The sequence below is a fragment of the Arthrobacter sp. YAF34 genome (assembly GCF_052113245.1).
Taxonomy (GTDB): Bacteria; Actinomycetota; Actinomycetes; order Actinomycetales; family Micrococcaceae; genus Arthrobacter.
Window position 1 is genome coordinate 134,773 of record NZ_JBFRCV010000004.1, and the last position, 17,548, is coordinate 152,320.

The following is a 17,548-nucleotide window of genomic DNA, read 5'->3' on the forward strand; positions in this document are numbered from 1 at the left end:
TTCGGCGGGAGTGGGGGGTGAGTGTGGGCGGTGTGGCTAGAACAGTTCGGCGAGGTCGTTGACCACTACCGTGGCGCCGGCGTCGAGCAGGGTCTGCCGCCCGGCACCACGGTCCACGCCGATGACCGAAAGGAAGTTTCCCGCGCTGCCGGCCTGGACGCCGGAGACCGCGTCCTCGACCACGACGCATTCCTCGCTGGGCAGGCCCAGCAGCCGCGCGGCGTATTCGTAGGTGGCCGGGCTGGGCTTGCCGGGCAGCCCCTCGGCGACGGCGACAACGCCGTCGACCACCACGGGGAAGTAGTCGGACAGCCCGGCGGCCTTGAGCACGGCCGGGGCGTTGCGGGAGGAAGAGACGACGGCGAGCTTGAGCCCGCGGGCCAGAGCGGCGTCAACAAACCGGACCGACCCCTCGTACGGCTGGACTCCGCCGGCCTCGACGATGTCGTTGAAGACCTTGTTCTTTCGGTTGCCGAGCCCGTGGACGGTGTCGTGCGCGGGGTCGTCGTCGGCCGGTCCCTCGGGCAGCACAATCCCACGGGAGGCCAGGAAGTCCCGGACGCCGTCGAACCGCGGCTTGCCGTCGATGTGGTCGAAGTAGTCGCTCTCGCGGTACGGCGCGGCGTCGGGGACCGAGGCCAGGAACCCGTCGAAGAGTTGCTGCCAGGCGTGCTCATGCACCACCGCGGTGGGGGTCAGGACGCCGTCGAGGTCAAAAAGGATGGCGGAGGCGCCGGAAAGTGCACCGGCGAGGCCGGAGGTGTCGGGAACAGCAGTCATGGGTCGAAGTCCTTTCGGAGGACGGTCAGGCAAAACGGTCTTGTTCAAATCTTTGATTCTCAGGCAGCGGGGTCCCAGCCAGCCGCTTCAGGTCAGCCGGGCCAGCGCAACTGGTTCAGTGCAAGTGGTTCAGGGCAAGTGGTTCAGGGCCCGGCGCGACGGAAGCCGCTCCTGCTCCGCTTGGGGCTTCAGGCGGCGGGCGCCATCCGGTTCATCTGCTTCATGTCATCTGCTTCATGCGGTTCGGCGGCGGAGCGTGCTCTTGCTCTACCAGTTTCGTTTCCAGCAGATGGTTCGAGGGCGGCCCGGCAAGCGGCGGGTTGGGGAGGCCTGAGCGATGAAGTCTGTCAATCAGCAGGGTGGCCTCAAAAGCGCGTTGGCCGGCCACGGGCTGGGCCATGGTGGTCAGACCCAGGAACCAACTCATCTGATGATCGTCTATTCCCATGATGGACACGTTTTCCGACGCTGACAAACCGAACTCCCGCAATGCCGTAAGTGTGCCGGAGGCTGTCTCGTCGCTGGCGGCGAATATCGCGGACGGCGTTCGGCCGTTTTCGATGAGCTTCACCATGGCGAGCCGGCCGCCTTCGATGCCGGAGCTGGGGTCGGGGTCGTGGCCTGCGGCACGGGCTCAGCCCTTTCTTCCCCCTGAAGTAGTGGGCCCGGTTTTCATGGCCGAGGTCGATTGTAAGCGCTTACAAATTAGGCATGCAAGTGTAGTATCAGGCGCCGGACCGGCGGCTCGGGGGCATCTCGCGGACGCCCGGGCTGCGCCCGGAAATCACCCGGCCAGCGTCCGGTCAGCGCAGGACGTAGTGGCGCAGGAAGGCGCTGACGTCCACCAGTTCCGCCTTTGAAATCGAATGGCCCATGCCGGGGTAGGTCCTGGCTGTGAGCGCGGTGTTCCGGTTCAGCCACTCCGCGGTGTGTTCGGTGGCGGCGTCGTTGATGACCACGTCGTCCCGGTCCCGGCCCCAGAAGAACGGCGGCCGGGAGGTGAAGGATTCGCTCATGGCCAGGAGCTCGTTGTCCAGGACGAAGCCCGAGAGCCCGACGACGGCGCGGAACTGGGCCGGCCGGAGCCGCAGCAGCGTGCTGGCCATGGCCATGCCCTGCGAAAATCCAAGCAGGCTGACGCTGCTGTGCCGGGCCTTGACGGACTCGATCCAGCTGAAGACCTCGTTCGTGGAGGCGATGACGTCGGCAAAGTCATGGGTGAGGAAGTAGTCCAGCAGGAACCAGCCATAGTGGTCGCCGATATCCTTGGGTCCGCGCAGGGCCGCGCAGCTGAACTCCGGCGGCAGGGAACCAAAGAGCTTGGACATGCGGTACTCGTCCGTGCCGTAGCCGTGCAGCATCACCAGCAGCGGCGTGCCGGTGCGTTCGTATTCAGGTTTGGACCAGACGACCGTCTCCATCGGCCCAGCCTATCCAGTGCCGCCTTGTGCCTCGCGGCCCCCTTGCCCTCGCACCGGTTCCCGCGCCGGAACCGGACATTCGCGCCCCGGATCCCCGGTGCGGCCGCCCGGAAGTCGCGCGACTGTCCGGAAAGGACGCGGCCGTCCCCAAGTGGCGCGGCTGTCCGCAGACCGTAATAATTTCGGCGGGATTTCCCGGGACCAGAATCGTAGGGTGGGGGAATGGATGAGATGACGGGTGCCAGCGTCGATGTGGTCCTGCCCTGCCTCAACGAACGTGGCGCCCTGCCGTGGGTGCTCTCGCGAATTCCCGCCGGATACCGGGCCATCGTCGTGGACAACGGTTCCAGCGACGGCTCCGCGGAGCTCGCCGCGACCCTGGGCGCCATAGTAGTGCGGGAAGAACGGCGTGGTTTTGGCGCGGCGGCCCACGCCGGCCTGCTGGCAGCGACCGCGGAGTTCGTGGCGTTCTGCGATTGCGACGGATCGCTGGATCCGAGCCTTCTGCCCGGGCTCCTGGCGCCTGTCATGGCCGGCGCGACTGACCTCATGTTAGGCAGCCGCCAGCCGCAGCGCGGGTCCTGGCCGTTGCATGCCCGAATCGCGAACATCGTCCTTGCCTGGCGCCTGCGCCGCCTGACCGGGGAAAATGTGACGGATCTGGGTCCCATGCGGGTGGGCCGCCGCACGAAGCTGCTCTCCCTAAATTTGGTAGACCGTCGGAGCGGCTATCCGTTGGAGATGTTCCTCAAGGCCAGCCGCGCCGGTTGGGCCATCGCCGAAATGCCGGTCCCTTACGCGCCCCGCACCGGCCGGTCCAAGGTCACGGGCACCATCCGGGGCACCGTCACCGCCGTGCGGGACATGTCCCGGCAGCTCAAGTCGGCCGCTGCTTTGGCGGCCGACCCGGCGTCCGGACCGGTCCGCGCCCGGACCGGCAGCGAAGAGCAAGTATGAGCACTTCCACAAGCCTGACAGTCGCGGTCATCGCCAAAGAATGCGTGCCGGGTAAGGTCAAGACCCGGCTGAGCCCTCCCTTGACGCCCGCCGGGGCCGCCCAATTGGCCCAGGCCAGTCTGAGTCGGACGCTAGACACCGTCCGCACCCTGGCCGCAGCGCACCGCCTCCTGGTCATGGACGGAACGCCTGCCAGCGCCGACGCGGACCAGTTCGACGTCGTGGACCAGTCCGGCGGCGGCCTGGATGAACGACTCGCGGCGATCTGCGACGCCGTGCCCGGGCCGCTCCTGATTCTCGGCATGGACACCCCGCAGTTTTCGCAAAGCCACTTGGCCGCACTCCTGTCCGATTGGGACTCCGGGCAGCCAGCCCGGGACGCATGGCTGGGACCGGCGGCGGACGGGGGTTTCTGGGCACTGGCGATGCGCCGCCCGGACGGGAACCTCATCCGGGGCGTTCCTATGTCGACAGACCGCACAGGCGCGGCCCAACTGGACCGCCTGGAGTCAGCGGGACTTTGCGTTGGTCACCTGCCGCTGCTCCGCGACATGGACCGCTTCTCTGACGCCACGGCCATCGCACGGGAGATTCCGGGGACGGCTTTCGCCGCCGCCGTCGTGGAGGCCATGGCAGTGACCGGAGCGCTGAGATGACCGTCGTCGCCGGGCCCGCACCCGTTGCGGTATTCGGGCAAGGTACCCACGAGCCCTATGAACGCGCCCTGCGCTTGGGCGGCGGGACCCTAACCTTGCGTCCCGAGCAGGAAAACGGCTCCGAGCCTGTCAGCTATGACGTCCAGGGCTGGTGCGCGGACGCGACCCTCTTGGAAGTCCTCCTGCTGCGGAGCCTGAAGGGTCCCGTGCTCGACGTCGGCTGCGGCCCCGGGCGCCTGCTGGCAGCGGCCGAGTCGCTCGGACTGAGCGCCCTCGGCGTCGATACGAGCCTTGAAGCGGTTCGGCATGCGCGCGGCCGCGGAGCCCGGGCACTGAAACGCTCCGTCTTTTCACCGATCCCCCAGGCCGGTCATTGGTGTTCGGTCCTCCTTCTGGACGGAAACATCGGCATCGGCGGAAGCGTCACGGCGCTCCTGCGCCGCTGCCGCCAACTCATCGCCGACCACGGGACACTGCTGGTGGAAGTCGACGCGGACGACGCCGTTGACATCGCATTCCGAGCGGTGCTTGAGGGTGCCGATGGGCACATCAGCGAACCGTTCCACTGGGCCCGTGCTGGGTACACGGCCCTGGCGGCCAGGGCGCTCCGGAGCGGCTGGTCCGTAGTGTCCACCGAGCGCGTTCAGGGGCGGGTCTTCTGCCGGTTGCGGCCCGTGTAGGAGCCGCTGCTCGGGCGGTGTTCCAGGACCACGATCGCTGCCGCACTCACGGGCAGCAGGACCGCCCAGAACCAGGCCAGATACGCGGCGTAATCCCCTTCCAGGACGCTGACGTTTCGGGCCACCGATTGGGCCTTGAGCAACAGGGCCGCCAGCAGGGTCACCACGGTGCCCACCATCAGGGCGCCCCGAAGCACAGCGGAAGACGCGGGCCGCAGTCCGACGCCTGCCCGGGCCAGCCCTGCCCCGCTCAGAGTCGAGACCGGCACCACCACCCCGTCATGGAGAACCACGGCCGCCGCCAGCCACGCCAGCAGCCCCACCAACTGCGTAGGCCCCAACTGGGTCGGCAATCCGAGGAGCCCGTAGGCGATGCCCAGAACGCCGGCAACGGCGAGGACGCGGCGGATGATTTTCACTCGCCCGGACCGGTCGTTCCCGGACACCGCGGCAGGGACCGGACCGGGGTCGGGTTCCGGGTCTGGCGTCGTTTTCACAGGACCTCCACTGATTGCAGCCATTTGGTTTGCAGTACCCCGGGCCGGCCGGGGGCAATGATGCGGGCGGGGTACCCGTGGTCAATGTCCAGGGTTTCGCCGTTCAGTTCGAGGGCCACGAGCGTGCGTTCGTCTTGTACGTAGGCATTGGGCATGTCCATTTTCCGGTAGGCGCCCTCCGGTTCGAGGCTGGTGACGCGCAGCGCGGCGTCGGCGGGACCTCCGACCGCGGCAACCAAGTCCCGCAGTCGGACGCCGCGCCACTGGGCGGTCTGGCTCCAGCCTTCGACGCACGCGATCGGCAGCTCCTGGCCGTACTGCGGCAGCAAGCGCAGTTCGGCCAGGCTGAAGGCCCGTCGGTTCCCCTGGTACGCGACGGCCAGCCGCCAGCCGGGGTCCATCGCCTTCTCCGTGACGTTGGCCTGGTCCGCGGTCCGGTTCACCGGCACGGACTGGGGGCCGGTGCCCATCTTCCTTGGGGCGAAAAAGTTCAGCGGGCTTAGCCACGCAAACGACTGCCCGGCCGTCAGCAACACCAGGCCGCCCGCCGTCACGCCTGCACCGGCGAGGAAGGCGCGCCGGCTCCAGTGGCCCGCCGCGGCCGGCTCAGGCTCGCCGGCATCTGGCATGGGTGCTGAAGGCCGGCCCGTCCGCCGCCAGTTCGTCATGATGACCGGGAGCTTTATGGCGATGTGGAGGACCAGGGACCCTGAAATCACCCAGGCAAGCCAGTAATGCGTCTCCCGGAACGGGAACGGCCACGGATACCACTTATAGGTGTTGATCAGTCCGGTGGTCACTTGGAGCAGGGACGATGCGACAAACAGCGCAACGGAAGCCCGCTCGAGGCCGTGGAGCAGTGACTTTACCGGGGGCCATTTCAACAGCTCCGGGTACACAGACCAGAGCTTGGCCAGCAACAGGGGAATGGAGGCAAGTCCGGTGGTGACATGAATGCCCTGGCTGAGCTGGTAGATCCAGACCGGGCTGGTGGGGAAGAACATCCACGACGGCGGGTTCTGCAGTCCGTGACTGAACAGACCGGTTGCGAAGCAGACCAGGAAACTTAGCCCCAGCCACCGCCCCAGCACCACTGTCAGCCGCGAACTGCGCGTCGGCGACGCGAACCTGGCCGCCAAGGCATTCGTGAGCTTTTCCATAGTTAGATCACACCACCTTTCCGCGGCGCCGAGGGGCCACCAAATCTTTCCATTTGCGGAACGCTGCGGCCGCCGAACCTCTGGAGGCCCTGGCATGGGGCAGGATCGTAGTGTGGAAACCCGTGCAACCGACCCGGCCGAGACAGCCGGTCCCCCTCCGTTCAGACGGTATCTCGGTGCGGCTGCCCTGTTCCTGGCGAGTGCGGGGTTGCTGTGGTGGATGGTGGCGCCGAACAATGCGTACTCGGATGCCCCGATCGCCGGCTCGTTCATGTGGTGGCTGCTGCTCGCGGCCGCCGTCCGGGTCTTGCGGCATGTTCCCCCCCGCCGGATCGGCGCCGTCGTGGTCGGGGGCACCCTGCTCCTTGGGCTGGCCGGACTGAGCGCTCCCCCGCGGACCAGCAACGACTCCGCCCGCTACTCGTGGGACGGGATAGTGCAGAAGGCCGGCATCTCCCCCTATGCCTATGTCCCGATCGACGAGACCCTGGACCACCTGCGGCCGGCCTGGCTCTTCGCGCCAGGTACCACCGGCGCCACCGGCGAACCGGTATGCGCTCCAGGTCTGTTCGGGACGGAATCCGTGGCGGCGCGCGGCTATCCGTCACAAGACCCCCTGTGCACGGCGATCAACAGGCCTTACGTCCACACGATCTACCCACCCACCGCCGAAATCTACTTCTTGGGTGTGCGGGCGGCGGTTCCGGACGCCGTCGGTTTCCTGTCGTTCCAGCTTGCCGGGCTGCTTGTCAGTGCCGGTGTCACAGCGGTCCTGGTCCGGGTGCTGCGGCGCAGCGGCAAACCCGCCTACCTGGCCGCAGTCTGGGGCTGGAGCCCTTTGGTTCAGCTCGAAGCAGTGAACAATGCACACGTGGATGTTCTGGGCGGGGCCCTGATCCTTGCCGCCGGGCTGTTGTTGCTGGACGGCAAGCCGCTCCGCTCAGGGGCCGCGTTCGGGGCCGCCGTGGCCACCAAACTCATTCCGGTGATCGCGGCCCCGGCCCTGCTGTTCCGGCGCCCGGCCCGGTTCATCGCAGCCTCCGTCGCAACGTTCGTCCTGCTCTACATCCCGTATGTCCTTGGCGCCGGCGTGGGGGTCATCGGCTTCCTGCCGGGGTATCTGAAGGAGGAGGGGTACAGCGGGAACGGGGGCGTCCGTTTCGGTCTTGCCCAACTCGTCTCCACCGGCCCCTGGCCGGCGATCCTCAGCGCGGTGGTTCTGACCGCCGTCGCCTTCACGGTGCTCCGCCGGACGACGCCGGAGAATGCATGGGCGCAGCAGACCGTCATGATCGGACTGACCCTGCTGATCGTCAGCCCGACGTACCCCTGGTACTCACTGATGCTGCTGCCTTTCGTCGTCCTCAGCGGACGATGGGAGTACATCGCCGTGATCCTGGCCTTGGACGTCAACTACCTCACGCCCTCTCTCGGCCTTCCCGCCGATACCGTGAGGCTGGGCGGCCTGCTGGCTGCCGCGCTTGCCGTGGGGGCCGGCACGTGGCTCCGGCACCGGAAAGAACTGGCGACGGCAGCCCTGTCCGGGCTGGATACGGCCCCGCTGCAAGGCACACGCGACGGCGCCTGACGCCAGCCCCGTGGTCCGAGGGTCCGCCACGAACTGGCAGTATTGCCCTATGGACGAGACACCTCTGGACATCCACCGGCCGCGCGTAGGAATCATCGGAGGTTCGGGCACGTACCAGCTTCCCGGAGCCACCGTCCGGGCGACCATCGAGGTCGGCACGCCCTTCGGGCCGCCCTCCGCACCCGTTACTCTGGCAGAGATTGCGGGGCAGACAGTGGCCTTCCTTCCCCGCCACGGCGGTGGACACTCAGTGCCACCCCAGAAGATCAACTACCGGGCCAATCTCTGGGCGCTCAAAAGTCTCGGCGTCGAGGCCGTGCTCTCTTCTTCGGCCGTGGGCGGCCTCCGGGAAGGCTTCGGACCCGACACCTTTGTGGTGACGGACCAGTTCATCGACCGTACCCGGGGCCGGGCCGATACATTCTTCGACGGAACAGTAGCGGAAGGCGTCGCGCCGGCCGGGGTACAGCATCTTCCAGCCGCCGAGCCTTTCTGCCCGCAGCTGCGGTACTTCCTCGACTCCGCACTGGCCAAACACGGCCTCGCATACGTGCCCCGCGGTACGGTGGTGGTGATCGACGGGCCGCGCTTCTCCACCAAGGCCGAGTCCGCCTGGTATGTCGCTGGCGGCGCGGACATCATCAGCATGACCCAGTACCCGGAACCGGTCCTCGCGGCGGAACTGAACATGGGCTTCGCCAACCTGGCCTACATCACCGACTCGGATACCGGCCACGACGGTTCCGAACCCGTCACTGCGGCCGCAGTGTTTGCCAGGCTCAAGGATGCCCAGCACCATATTCTGGCCGTCCTGGAGGCCACGATACGGGCCGTCGACGGGGGATACGGGGCGCGCACCCTGATGGACCCGACCGCCGTCGAACGCATCATGGCCCTGCCGGTACTGCCGAACCCCGCCGACGCCCGATGAGGCTCCTGGTCACCGGCGGAGCCGGTTTCATCGGCACGCACATCGTCGACGCCGCCCTGGCCACGGGCTGGCAGGTCCGGGTCCTCGACTCGCTCGCGCCGGCCATCCATCCCCGGCCGCCCGTGTTCGACCCACGCGTGGAAGTCATCACCGGCGACGCCACCGATCCTGAGACGGCGGCTGCCGCGCTGGAGGGCGTCGACACCGTCTGCCATCAGAGCGCGAAAGTGGGCCTCGGGGTCAGCTTTGCCGACGCGCCCGACTACATCCGGAACAACGACTTTGCAACGGCGGTGCTCCTCGCCGGCATGGAACGCAGTCGCATCAGCAGGCTAGTGCTGGCCTCGTCGATGGTGGTTTACGGCGAGGGCGCCTACACGGATCCGGATACCGGGCTGCCGGTGCGGCCCGGGCCGCGCGCTGAATCCGACCTGATGGCGGCCATCTACGATCCGCGAAACCCGCAGACCGGCACCGTCCTGGAACCAGCTATGGTCACGGAAGACGCTCGACTCGACCCCCGGAACGTCTATGCTGCCTCGAAGCTGAGCCAGGAGCACCTCGCTTCTGCCTGGGCCAGGAGCACCGGCGGCACCGCCGTTGCATTGCGCTACCACAATGTTTACGGGCCGCGCATGCCCCGGGACACACCCTATGCAGGGGTCGCGTCACTGTTCCGCTCGGCCCTTGCCCGCGGCGAGGCGCCCCGGGTCTTTGAAGACGGAAATCAGCGGCGCAGCTTCATCCATGTGCGGGACGTGGCGGCAGCAAACCTCGCCGCGGCGGACTTCGTCTCCGGAATGCCCAGCGGCGGATTCCGCGCCTACAACGTGGGTGCGGACGAGGTTCACACGATCGGGGACGTCGCTGCGGCGCTCAGCCACTTCAGCAAGGGGCCGGAACCGGTGGTGACAGGCGACTACAGGCTCGGAGATGTCCGGCACATCACGGCTTCGTCCGCCCTGATAAAGCAGGAACTCGGTTGGGCCCCGCGCATAGGCTTCGATGAGGGGATGCGCGAGTTCGCCGCCGCTCCGCTGCGCGGGCAGGGCTGACGCCGCGTCCCGCTGCGCACGCACCCGGGAAAGCCACGCGCCTGTCGCGGCCCGTGGCTTGTCCTGGCGCGGGGCCGGTTCGTCCGTCGCATCGGACTGGCCGGCCACCTCGCGGGGTTACTTGGTGTTGACGGTGATCTTGGCGATGCCGACGAGCATGTCGGCCTTCACGGCGTCCGTCTTGAACGTCTTGTTCAGCAATCCGGCGGCGGTGTCCGAGATCAGGACGCGGGTGCCCTCGAGGATGGCGGTATCGCCGGACTTCTCCAGCGGCTTCAACGTCGAGCCATCCAAGTTGAAGATGTACGCCTGCTTCACAGCCGTTTTGCCGTTGACTGCCACGTCACCGTAGAGCTTCGAGGTGCCCGGATCAATCGTGAAGTTGGTCAGTTCCACCTTCGTGTCACCAGCGGTCAGGGAGAATCCGGAGCCCGCGTGGCTGATGAGGCCCTGGACGTAGGGGCGGTACTCCTTGGCCGGGTCATAGTAATCAACCTTGCCGCCCGTGATGGGGAACACCAGCGAACCGTCGGTCAACTGCGCCTTGCCGACCACGCCCGGGGTGAGCTTCAGCGTTTCCAGCGCCTTGGCGAAGGAAGCATCGAGCTTCACGGCCGTGCTGGTGCCGGTCAACGCGGGAATGGATGCCAGCGGCTTGGGCATCTCAGCGGCCGATGATGCCGATGATGCCGATGACGACGTGGCCGGGGCGGAAGAGGCGCTGCCCGATGGACCGCACGCAGCCAGGGAGAACATGAGGGAACCGGCGGCTGCAACGCCGAGGAAAGTCTTGATGGAAGTACGCATGGCCTGTAACTCCTAATAATCTTCGGGGATTTCCGGTCCGGTGCGCGAAATAGTCAGCCGGGCTGGCGTTTGTCTGTCATAGATGATTCGCACCGCCTGCAGCCGTGGATGGGCCCAATTCAGGCCGGGACCCGCTCGTTATGCTCCCGGTCCGATTTTGGGCGCGTCGCGCGCCAAGGCGTTGAAACAGCCCGGGCGGGGTTGTAGCGTGACGCTGGACAGCATGCTTAGCATCATCAATCCGTCCCGCCGGACATCAAGGAGCACCCATGAGAATCGGTTCCGCCATCTTCCTCATCGCCATCGGCGCCATCCTCGCCTGGGCCGTCGCCCCGGGGCTGATCCCCAATGTCGATCAGGCCATGATCGGCTACATCCTCATGGCGGTGGGCGTGATCGGACTCATCGCCTCGCTCATCCTCGCCTCCCCGGGACGCGGCCGCACGCGCCGGGTCAGCGAAAGCCGCACGGTGGTGGACCCCAACACCGGCGAGACCATCACCCGCAATGAGAGCCGCGACGCCGGCATCTGAGAATCACCCGCGCACCCTTCGCGGCGCGGAATGCAACGACCCGGAAGCCGGGCCGGACCTCCAGGTCGGGCCCGGCTTTCGCCATGTCCTGCCCAATGGACATGTCCCGCGTTCCCCGCCCCGACGACTGGACATGTCCCGCGCTGCCCGGCTCGAGCACTGGACATGCCCTATCCCCGGATGGAGCAACGGACATAATCCCAATGTGCCCATTCCCCGGCCCGACCACTGGACGCGTCCCTCGCTGCCCCGGCCCAACCACTGGACATGTCCCTCGCTGCCCGGCCCGAGCACTGGACATGTCCCCCGCCGTACCGCCATCCCGTCTGCGTTCATGTTGTTTCTCATTGACAAACCCACAAGAACAAAGATAAAGTCAAACAATTCCACTTCATGTGATGGGAGTCACTGAAGCAGCGGGACGAATCCGCGGGACCACCGCCCCGGTTTACGCCGGAGCAAGCGCCGCAGCAAACGCCGGGACAGACGCAGTACGCAATGGAGGGTAAGTGTTCGCCGAAGAACGCCAGCAGCTGATCGTGGGGCTCATCTACGCCAGCGGCCGGGCCAGTGTCACGGACCTCGCCGAGCGCTTCAGCATCACTACCGAAACCATCCGCCGGGACCTCGCCGCCTTGGAAGCCGCCGGCAGCGTCCGCCGGGTGCACGGCGGCGCGGTCTCCCCAGACCGTTTCAGCACCACTGAAGAAAGCATCCTGGAGCGGACCGTCCAGCGGAAGTCCGAGAAGACGCGCATCGCCGAGGCCGCCCTGGCCCTGATCCCCCAGGGCCAGGGCGGCAGCATCCTGATCGACGCCGGTTCCACCACGGAGGCCCTGGCCGAGCTCCTGTCGGCCCGGGCAGCCGGAACCGCCGCGCCGGGCATCCTGCCGGCATCCGCGGCCGACGCCGAACTCGTCGTCATCACGCACTCCCTGCCCATCGCCTCGCGGTTGTCCGGCGAACCCGGCATCGCCCTGCACCTGCTCGGCGGCAAGGTTCGCGGGCTGACCCAGGCCGCCGTCGGCCAGACCACGGTGGAGGCCGCCCGCCGGATCCGCCCGGACATCGCCTTCATCGGCACCAACGGCATCCATGCAGCCTTCGGGCTGAGCACCCCCGATCCTGAAGAAGCCGCCGTCAAAGCGGCCTTCGTCCAATCAGCGCGCCGCATCGTGGTGCTGGCTGATTCCTCCAAGCTGGACGCGGAGACGCTGGTCCAGTTCGCCTCGTTGAAAGATCTGGACACCGTGATCACTGACACGCAACCCAGCCGGGAACTCGCCAGCGCCCTTGCGGAAGCCGGAGTGGAGGTGGTGGTCGCGTGATTGTCACCCTCACCGCCAACCCCAGCCTGGACCGCACCGTAGCGCTGCCCGGCCCCCTCCTCCGCGGCGAAGTCCAGCGGGCCCTCTCTGTCCGCCAGGAATCCGGGGGCAAGGGCGTCAACGTCTCCCGCGCCCTCGTGGCCTCGGGGCTGAAGACCATCGCGGTCCTCCCCGGCGCCGAAGCCGATCCTGTCCTAGCCGGGCTGCGGGACACCGACGTTCCGTTCGCGGCGCTCCCGATCGGCGAGCCGCTGCGCAGCAACGTGGCCCTCACCGAGCCCGGCGGCGTCACCACCAAGATCAACGAACCCGGACCGGCCCTCAGCGAGGACCAGCAGGAGGCCCTGATCAGCCTGCTGCTGGACCACGCCCGCGGTGCCGCCTGGGTTGTCCTGGCCGGCTCGCTCCCACCCGGGGTTCCGGCCGACTTTTACGCAACCGTCACCCGGCGGCTGCGTTCGAAGTTTGATGGCGAGGCCGCACCACGGGTCGCCGTCGACTCCTCAGGCGAACCTCTCGCCGCAGCGGTCTCCGGCGACACCTCGGGAAAGCCGGACCTCTTGAAACCCAATGCCGAGGAACTGGCCGAACTGGCTGCCGCAGCCGGCTTTGCCACGAACAAATCCGCCGAGGAGCTCGAAGCGGACCCGGAAGCAGCAGCAGCAGCTGCCTCCGCCGTCGTGCGCTCCGGAGTGGGTGCTGTACTGGCCACCCTCGGCTCCAAGGGTGCCGTTCTTGTGACGGCCGACGGCGCGTGGCTAGCCACGCATCCGCCGGTCACCGCGGTCAGCACTGTCGGCGCCGGCGATTCCTCGCTGGCCGGATACCTGCTCGCCTCCAGCCAGGGCGCCGCCCCGGTTGATTGCCTCCGTCAGGCGGTAGCCCATGGTGCCGCCGCCGCTTCCCTGCCAGGCTCCACTGTCCCGGCAGTCAACCAAACCACCCCTGATGCCGTAACCATCACGGCCCTCCGGAAGGATTGACAGTGACACAGCTCATTACTACCGAACTGGTCGAGCTCGACCAGAATCTGGGCAGCACGCCCGAGGACGTGATCCGGCACCTGGCAGGCAGAGTTGCAGCCAACGGACGGGCCACCGAGGTCGAGGGCCTCTTCGCCGACGCCTTCGCCCGGGAGTCCAAGACCGCCACCGGCGTCCCCGGAGGCATCGCGATCCCGCACTGCCGTTCGACGGCGGTCACCGAACCCACCCTGGCGATGGCACGGCTGTCCCAGCCGGTCGATTTCGGCGCCAAGGACGGCCCCGCGGACCTGATCTTCTTCATTGCCGCTCCTGAGGGCGCGGACCAGGAGCATCTGAAGCTGCTGTCGAGGCTGGCACGGTCCCTGATCAAGAAGGACTTCACGGCCAGCCTGCGCGCCGCGACCTCCCAGGCGGAGATTGTGGAGCTCGTCGAAGCCGCGCTGGCCGACAAGCCCGCCACCCACGCCGCGGAAGCACCGGTTGCTGCAGCACCGGCGGCCGCGGCCGCCGCAACGGCGGACACCGGGGAGGGTGCCGGCGCCGCGAAGTCCAAGGGCCCCAAGCGTCTCGTCGCGGTGACGGCCTGCCCCACCGGCATCGCCCACACCTACATGGCCGCCGACTCGCTGGTCGCCGCGGCCAAGGAAGTCGGCGTGGACCTGCAGGTGGAAACCCAGGGGTCCTCCGGCGCTAAGGCCCTTGACCCCGCCGTGATCGCCGCCGCCGACGCCGTGATCTTCGCCGTGGACGTGGACGTGCGCGGCAAGGAGCGCTTCGCCGGCATGCCCGTGATCAACGCGCCGGTCAAGCGCGGCATCGACGAGCCGGACCAGATGGTCGCGGAAGCCCTCGCCGCCGCGGACAACCCGCATGCCCGCCGCGTGCCGCACTTCGGCGCAGAGGAACAGGCCGAACACGAGGCCGAGGAAAAGGGCGAGCACATCGGCACGAAGCTGAAGAAGGCGCTGCTCACGGGCGTCAGCTACATGATCCCGTTCGTCGCGGGCGGCGGTCTGCTGATCGCCCTCGGCTTCCTGCTGGGCGGCTACGACATCACCGGCTTCGCGGACAAGATCCTGGCGGAGAACAGCCTGTTCAACCTGCCCACGGTGTACCCGGCGCTGGCCTGGGGCCCGCTGGGCGCGTTCCTGGGTGCCGTGTTCTTCAAGATCGGCGCCCTGTCCCTCGGCTTCCTCGTGCCCGCCCTGGCCGGCTACATCGCCTACGCCATCGCTGACCGGCCGGGCATCGCCCCGGGCTTCGTGTCCGGCGCCGTTGCCGTCTTCATGGGTGCAGGGTTCCTTGGCGGCATCGTCGGCGGCCTGATCGCCGGTTACGTCGCACATTCGATTGGCAAGCTCCACGTGGCCCGCTGGCTGCGCGGCCTGATGCCGGTGGTCATTATCCCGCTCGTGGCGTCCATCGCTGCTTCCGGCCTGCTCTTCGTGTTCCTGGGCAGGTACGTCGCGGCGGTCACCGTCGGGCTCAACGAATTCCTGGCCGGCCTGACCGGTGCCAGCGCCATCGCCCTCGGCGTCATCCTGGGTCTGATGATGTGCTTCGATCTCGGCGGGCCCGTCAACAAGGTTGCCTACTCGTTCGCCGTCGCGGGCCTGGGAGCAGCTTCCCTCACCAACCAGGCCCCGTGGCAGATCATGGCGGCCGTCATGGCCTCCGGTATGGTCCCGCCGCTGGCCATGGCGCTGGCTGCGACCGTGCTGAACAGGCGGCTCTTCAGCCTGGCCGAAATTGAAAACGGCAAGGCCGCCTGGCTGCTGGGAGCCTCCTTCATCACCGAAGGCGCCATTCCCTTCGCCGCCGCGGACCCGCTCCGCGTCATCCCCGCCAGCATGCTGGGTGGTGCGGTGACCGGTGCCATCTCGATGGCGGCAGGCGTGGGGTCCAAGGCCCCGCACGGCGGAATCTTCGTCTTCTTCGCGATCGACAACTTCCTGATGTTCGTTGTCGCGATTGCGGCCGGTACGGTCGTGAGCGCGTTCGCCGTGATCGGGCTCAAGCGCTTCGCAGTCAAGAAGCAGGTTGATACGGTGGAAACTGTTCCAGTAGCCGCCTGAGCCAGTCGTCGCCGACAGTTCCAGACGATTTTTCCAAGCAGATATTCACAGCTGATATTCACAAGCTGACTTCAAGGAGCAGAAATGACCGAACGTAACGCCACCATTGCCAGCCGCGTTGGGCTGCACGCCCGTCCGGCCGCCATCTTCGCCGAGGCTGCGGGCGAGTTCGACAACCTCGAGATCACGATTGCCCGCCTGGGCGAGCCGGAGGACGAGGCCATGGACGCCGCCAGCATCCTGTCGCTGATGAGCCTGGGCGCCTCGCACGGCGAGGTTGTGGTGTTGCGTGCCGAAGGCGAAGGCGCCGACGCCGCCCTGGACCGTCTCGTCCAGATCCTCGAGACGGATCACGACGCCGAATAGCCCCGCCCTCCGGCGCCCGTGCCCGGAGACCTGGCAGTAACCCGGCAGCAGCAGAAAGCCCGGCCGCCCCCGCTCAGGGGTCGGCCGGGCTTTCGCGTTGCCGGGCGCTCAATTCAGACGCAACGCGGGGTCACCTACGGCCCGTGCCGGCAGGGAACTTGGGCGCTAAGTGACCCCGCGATGCTTGTCACCGCGCGGCGGCGCGGCTAGTTTGGAATCCCCGGCGGCCCCGTCCGCGGGCCGCCGCCCCACCGGTTCCCGGCCGAAGGAGATGATCGCAGCCATGCCAACGAAGAAGGGCGAGCCCCGCGGCTCAGAAAGCCCGAGCATCAAGGACCCAGAACTCTACGAGAAGCTGCTCGAGGACGGCGCTTCCAAGCAAAAGGCCGCCAGGGTCTCGAACGCGGCCGCCAAGCGGGGCCGCTCCGCAGTAGGCCGCAAGGGCGGCAAGGCCGGAGACTACGAGGACTGGACGGTGCCGCAGCTGAAGGAACGCGCCAAGGAGATCGGCCTCAAGGGATACTCGGCCAAGAAGAAAAGCGAGCTCATTTCCGTCCTGCGGAACTCCTGATTCGGGTGAACGACGGCGCCAGCCGGCTTCCGGCCTCAGGCCCCCTTGCGGGCCGACTTTGCGGCGGTCGCCTTGGACGTGGCAGCCGTTTTGGCGGCCGCCGTCGTTTTGGACGCGGCAGTCGTGGCAGAACCAGTCCCGCTGGATGCCGTCTTGGCGGTTCTGGACTTGGCCCCCGCGGACTTCGTAGCAGTGGATCTCGTACTAGTGGACCTCGTACTAGTGGACCTCGTACCTGCGGACTTGGCCGCCGTCGTCTTGGCGCCCTTGCCCGGGGCGGTCTTGGCCGCCGAACCGGGGCCCCGCACCGGAGTCTCCGCGGATCCTCCCCCACCTCCGCGCTTTTTTTCTATGCTGCGCTTGAGGGCTTCCATCAGATCAATCACTTCACCCTCGCCCGTCTGGGCCGGAGCCCCGAAGGTCTCCTCGGTATCCAGCGACTCCCCCTTGTCCAGTTTCGCCTCGATCAGCTGGCGCAGCTGCTGCTGGTATTCGTCGGTGAACTGGTCGGGTTCAAAGTCGGCGGCCATCGAATCAACCAGGGCCGCGGACATTTCGCGTTCCTGGGCCGAGATCCGGACGGAGGCCTCGAGGGCGGCAAAGCTGGCTTCACGGACTTCATCGGCCCACAACAGCGACTGCAGCACCAGGACCTCGTCGCGAATCCTCAGCGCGCCAAGCCGGGTCTTGTCGCGGAGCGCGAACTGCACAACGGCCACACGGTCCGTATCTTCCAGGGCACGCCGCAGCAGTACATAGGCTTTGGGCGACGCGGAGTCCGGTTCAAGGTAGTAGCTTTTTTCAAACATCATGGGATCGAGCTGGTCGGCCGGAACGAACTGGACCACTTCGATTTCGTGGCTGTTTTCCGCCGGGATGGACTTGAGCTCCTCGCGGGTCAGGACCACCGTGCGGCCATCGTCTTCATACGCCTTGTCGATGTCCTCGTAGTCGATGACCTTGCTGCAGACCTCGCAACGGCGCTGGTAGCGGATCCGGCCGCCGTCGGCGTTGTGGACCTGATGGAGGCTGATGTCGTGGTCCTCGGTGGCGCTGTAGACCTTGACCGGCACGTTGACCAGCCCAAACGCTATTGCGCCTTTCCAGATGGCTCTCATGGATCAAGTGAACATCACAGATGCGCGGAGGTGAAGAGT

The 17,548-nt window shown here is 67.3% G+C and carries 19 protein-coding genes; 12 read left to right on the top strand and 7 right to left on the bottom strand.

The annotated features are described in order from the left end of the window. Window positions 1–36 precede the first annotated feature (36 nt). The 3 genes from AB4Y72_RS06590 to AB4Y72_RS06600 all read right to left on the bottom strand — a co-directional run bounded on the left by AB4Y72_RS06590 (window position 37) and on the right by AB4Y72_RS06600 (window position 2,201). The gene (locus AB4Y72_RS06590) at window positions 37–780 is read right to left on the bottom strand and encodes an HAD family hydrolase (protein ID WP_441425346.1); all 744 of its coding nucleotides are present in this window, start codon (window positions 778–780) and stop codon (window positions 37–39) included. 220 nt (window positions 781–1,000) lie between these two features. Next, window positions 1,001–1,354 (bottom strand): substrate-binding domain-containing protein, encoded by a 354-nt coding sequence (locus tag AB4Y72_RS06595; protein ID WP_441425347.1) that lies wholly within the window; start codon window positions 1,352–1,354, stop codon window positions 1,001–1,003. 229 nt (window positions 1,355–1,583) lie between these two features. Next, entirely contained in the window at window positions 1,584–2,201 is a 618-nt protein-coding gene (locus AB4Y72_RS06600; protein ID WP_441425348.1) for an alpha/beta hydrolase, read from the bottom strand. 222 nt (window positions 2,202–2,423) lie between these two features. On the opposite strand from AB4Y72_RS06600, the gene AB4Y72_RS06605 reads away from it, so the two are divergent. Genes AB4Y72_RS06605 through AB4Y72_RS06615 form a run of 3 tightly spaced genes read left to right on the top strand, consistent with a single transcriptional unit; the run spans window position 2,424 to window position 4,494 of the window. Continuing rightward, complete coding sequence (locus AB4Y72_RS06605; protein ID WP_441425349.1) at window positions 2,424–3,158, top strand: glycosyltransferase family 2 protein; 735 nt, start codon at window positions 2,424–2,426, stop codon at window positions 3,156–3,158. Further along, the gene (locus AB4Y72_RS06610) at window positions 3,155–3,814 is read left to right on the top strand and encodes a TIGR04282 family arsenosugar biosynthesis glycosyltransferase (protein WP_441425350.1); all 660 of its coding nucleotides are present in this window, start codon (window positions 3,155–3,157) and stop codon (window positions 3,812–3,814) included. The genes AB4Y72_RS06605 and AB4Y72_RS06610 overlap by 4 nt, the downstream gene beginning before the upstream one ends. Then, window positions 3,811–4,494 carry a methyltransferase domain-containing protein gene (locus AB4Y72_RS06615; protein WP_441425351.1) on the top strand — a complete coding sequence of 228 codons (684 nt, stop codon included), beginning with the start codon at window positions 3,811–3,813 and terminating at the stop codon, window positions 4,492–4,494. The genes AB4Y72_RS06610 and AB4Y72_RS06615 overlap by 4 nt, the downstream gene beginning before the upstream one ends. Here AB4Y72_RS06615 and AB4Y72_RS06620 read toward each other — a convergent pair. Both AB4Y72_RS06620 and AB4Y72_RS06625 read right to left on the bottom strand, forming a co-directional pair. Then, entirely contained in the window at window positions 4,458–4,991 is a 534-nt protein-coding gene (locus AB4Y72_RS06620) for a hypothetical protein (RefSeq protein WP_441425352.1), read from the bottom strand. The genes AB4Y72_RS06615 and AB4Y72_RS06620 overlap by 37 nt on opposite strands. Continuing rightward, window positions 4,988–6,151 (bottom strand): molybdopterin-dependent oxidoreductase, encoded by a 1,164-nt coding sequence (locus AB4Y72_RS06625; RefSeq protein WP_441425353.1) that lies wholly within the window; start codon window positions 6,149–6,151, stop codon window positions 4,988–4,990. The genes AB4Y72_RS06620 and AB4Y72_RS06625 overlap by 4 nt, the downstream gene beginning before the upstream one ends. A 112-nt stretch (window positions 6,152–6,263) precedes the next feature. Here AB4Y72_RS06625 and AB4Y72_RS06630 point away from each other — a divergent pair, with 112 nt between their 5' ends. The 3 genes from AB4Y72_RS06630 to AB4Y72_RS06640 are packed head-to-tail and all read left to right on the top strand — an operon-like array spanning window position 6,264 to window position 9,725. Further along, window positions 6,264–7,739, top strand: a complete 1,476-nt coding sequence (locus AB4Y72_RS06630; protein WP_441425354.1) for a glycosyltransferase family 87 protein — start codon at window positions 6,264–6,266, stop codon at window positions 7,737–7,739. 49 nt (window positions 7,740–7,788) lie between these two features. Continuing rightward, window positions 7,789–8,670: an MTAP family purine nucleoside phosphorylase gene (locus AB4Y72_RS06635; protein ID WP_441425355.1), complete on the top strand. Its 882-nt coding sequence runs from the start codon at window positions 7,789–7,791 to the stop codon at window positions 8,668–8,670. Next, window positions 8,667–9,725, top strand: coding sequence for an NAD-dependent epimerase/dehydratase family protein (locus tag AB4Y72_RS06640; RefSeq protein ID WP_441425356.1), 1,059 nt, complete (start codon window positions 8,667–8,669; stop codon window positions 9,723–9,725). The genes AB4Y72_RS06635 and AB4Y72_RS06640 overlap by 4 nt, the downstream gene beginning before the upstream one ends. A gap of 117 nt (window positions 9,726–9,842) precedes the next feature. Here AB4Y72_RS06640 and AB4Y72_RS06645 read toward each other — a convergent pair whose 3' ends face one another. Beyond that, window positions 9,843–10,532 (bottom strand): hypothetical protein, encoded by a 690-nt coding sequence (locus tag AB4Y72_RS06645; RefSeq protein ID WP_441425357.1) that lies wholly within the window; start codon window positions 10,530–10,532, stop codon window positions 9,843–9,845. Between the two features lie 269 nt (window positions 10,533–10,801). Between AB4Y72_RS06645 and AB4Y72_RS06650 the strand changes: the two genes are divergently transcribed. The 6 genes from AB4Y72_RS06650 (at window position 10,802) to AB4Y72_RS06675 (ending at window position 16,391) form a co-directional block, all read left to right on the top strand. Beyond that, complete coding sequence (locus AB4Y72_RS06650) at window positions 10,802–11,065, top strand: DUF6458 family protein (protein ID WP_441425358.1); 264 nt, start codon at window positions 10,802–10,804, stop codon at window positions 11,063–11,065. A 509-nt stretch (window positions 11,066–11,574) separates the two neighbouring features. Then, window positions 11,575–12,393 carry a DeoR/GlpR family DNA-binding transcription regulator gene (locus AB4Y72_RS06655; protein ID WP_441425359.1) on the top strand — a complete coding sequence of 273 codons (819 nt, stop codon included), beginning with the start codon at window positions 11,575–11,577 and terminating at the stop codon, window positions 12,391–12,393. Then, window positions 12,390–13,376 (top strand): 1-phosphofructokinase family hexose kinase, encoded by a 987-nt coding sequence (locus AB4Y72_RS06660; protein WP_441425360.1) that lies wholly within the window; start codon window positions 12,390–12,392, stop codon window positions 13,374–13,376. The genes AB4Y72_RS06655 and AB4Y72_RS06660 overlap by 4 nt, the downstream gene beginning before the upstream one ends. A gap of 2 nt (window positions 13,377–13,378) precedes the next feature. After that, a complete protein-coding gene (locus tag AB4Y72_RS06665) occupies window positions 13,379–15,454 on the top strand; it encodes a PTS fructose transporter subunit IIABC (RefSeq protein WP_441425361.1) in 2,076 nt (691 codons plus the stop codon). An 84-nt stretch (window positions 15,455–15,538) separates the two neighbouring features. After that, a complete protein-coding gene (locus AB4Y72_RS06670; protein WP_018774864.1) occupies window positions 15,539–15,820 on the top strand; it encodes an HPr family phosphocarrier protein in 282 nt (93 codons plus the stop codon). A gap of 283 nt (window positions 15,821–16,103) precedes the next feature. Then, the gene (locus AB4Y72_RS06675) at window positions 16,104–16,391 is read left to right on the top strand and encodes a DUF7218 family protein (RefSeq protein ID WP_441425362.1); all 288 of its coding nucleotides are present in this window, start codon (window positions 16,104–16,106) and stop codon (window positions 16,389–16,391) included. A 35-nt stretch (window positions 16,392–16,426) separates the two neighbouring features. On the opposite strand, the gene ku is transcribed toward AB4Y72_RS06675, so the two are convergent. Further along, window positions 16,427–17,509, bottom strand: a complete 1,083-nt coding sequence (gene ku, locus AB4Y72_RS06680; RefSeq protein WP_441425363.1) for a non-homologous end joining protein Ku — start codon at window positions 17,507–17,509, stop codon at window positions 16,427–16,429. Window positions 17,510–17,548: the final 39 nt, after the last annotated feature.

Coding starts and splice junctions, on each gene's coding strand:
- AB4Y72_RS06650 (WP_441425358.1), top strand. CDS start 10,802: ATGAGAATCGGTTCCGCCATCTTCCTCATCGCCATCGGCGCCATCCTC.
- AB4Y72_RS06670 (WP_018774864.1), top strand. CDS start 15,539: ATGACCGAACGTAACGCCACCATTGCCAGCCGCGTTGGGCTGCACGCC.
- AB4Y72_RS06615 (WP_441425351.1), top strand. CDS start 3,811: ATGACCGTCGTCGCCGGGCCCGCACCCGTTGCGGTATTCGGGCAAGGT.
- AB4Y72_RS06595 (WP_441425347.1), bottom strand. CDS start 1,354: ATGGTGAAGCTCATCGAAAACGGCCGAACGCCGTCCGCGATATTCGCC.
- AB4Y72_RS06625 (WP_441425353.1), bottom strand. CDS start 6,151: ATGGAAAAGCTCACGAATGCCTTGGCGGCCAGGTTCGCGTCGCCGACG.
- AB4Y72_RS06590 (WP_441425346.1), bottom strand. CDS start 780: ATGACTGCTGTTCCCGACACCTCCGGCCTCGCCGGTGCACTTTCCGGC.
- AB4Y72_RS06640 (WP_441425356.1), top strand. CDS start 8,667: ATGAGGCTCCTGGTCACCGGCGGAGCCGGTTTCATCGGCACGCACATC.
- AB4Y72_RS06600 (WP_441425348.1), bottom strand. CDS start 2,201: ATGGAGACGGTCGTCTGGTCCAAACCTGAATACGAACGCACCGGCACG.
- AB4Y72_RS06675 (WP_441425362.1), top strand. CDS start 16,104: ATGCCAACGAAGAAGGGCGAGCCCCGCGGCTCAGAAAGCCCGAGCATC.
- ku (WP_441425363.1), bottom strand. CDS start 17,509: ATGAGAGCCATCTGGAAAGGCGCAATAGCGTTTGGGCTGGTCAACGTG.
- AB4Y72_RS06645 (WP_441425357.1), bottom strand. CDS start 10,532: ATGCGTACTTCCATCAAGACTTTCCTCGGCGTTGCAGCCGCCGGTTCC.
- AB4Y72_RS06610 (WP_441425350.1), top strand. CDS start 3,155: ATGAGCACTTCCACAAGCCTGACAGTCGCGGTCATCGCCAAAGAATGC.
- AB4Y72_RS06605 (WP_441425349.1), top strand. CDS start 2,424: ATGGATGAGATGACGGGTGCCAGCGTCGATGTGGTCCTGCCCTGCCTC.
- AB4Y72_RS06635 (WP_441425355.1), top strand. CDS start 7,789: ATGGACGAGACACCTCTGGACATCCACCGGCCGCGCGTAGGAATCATC.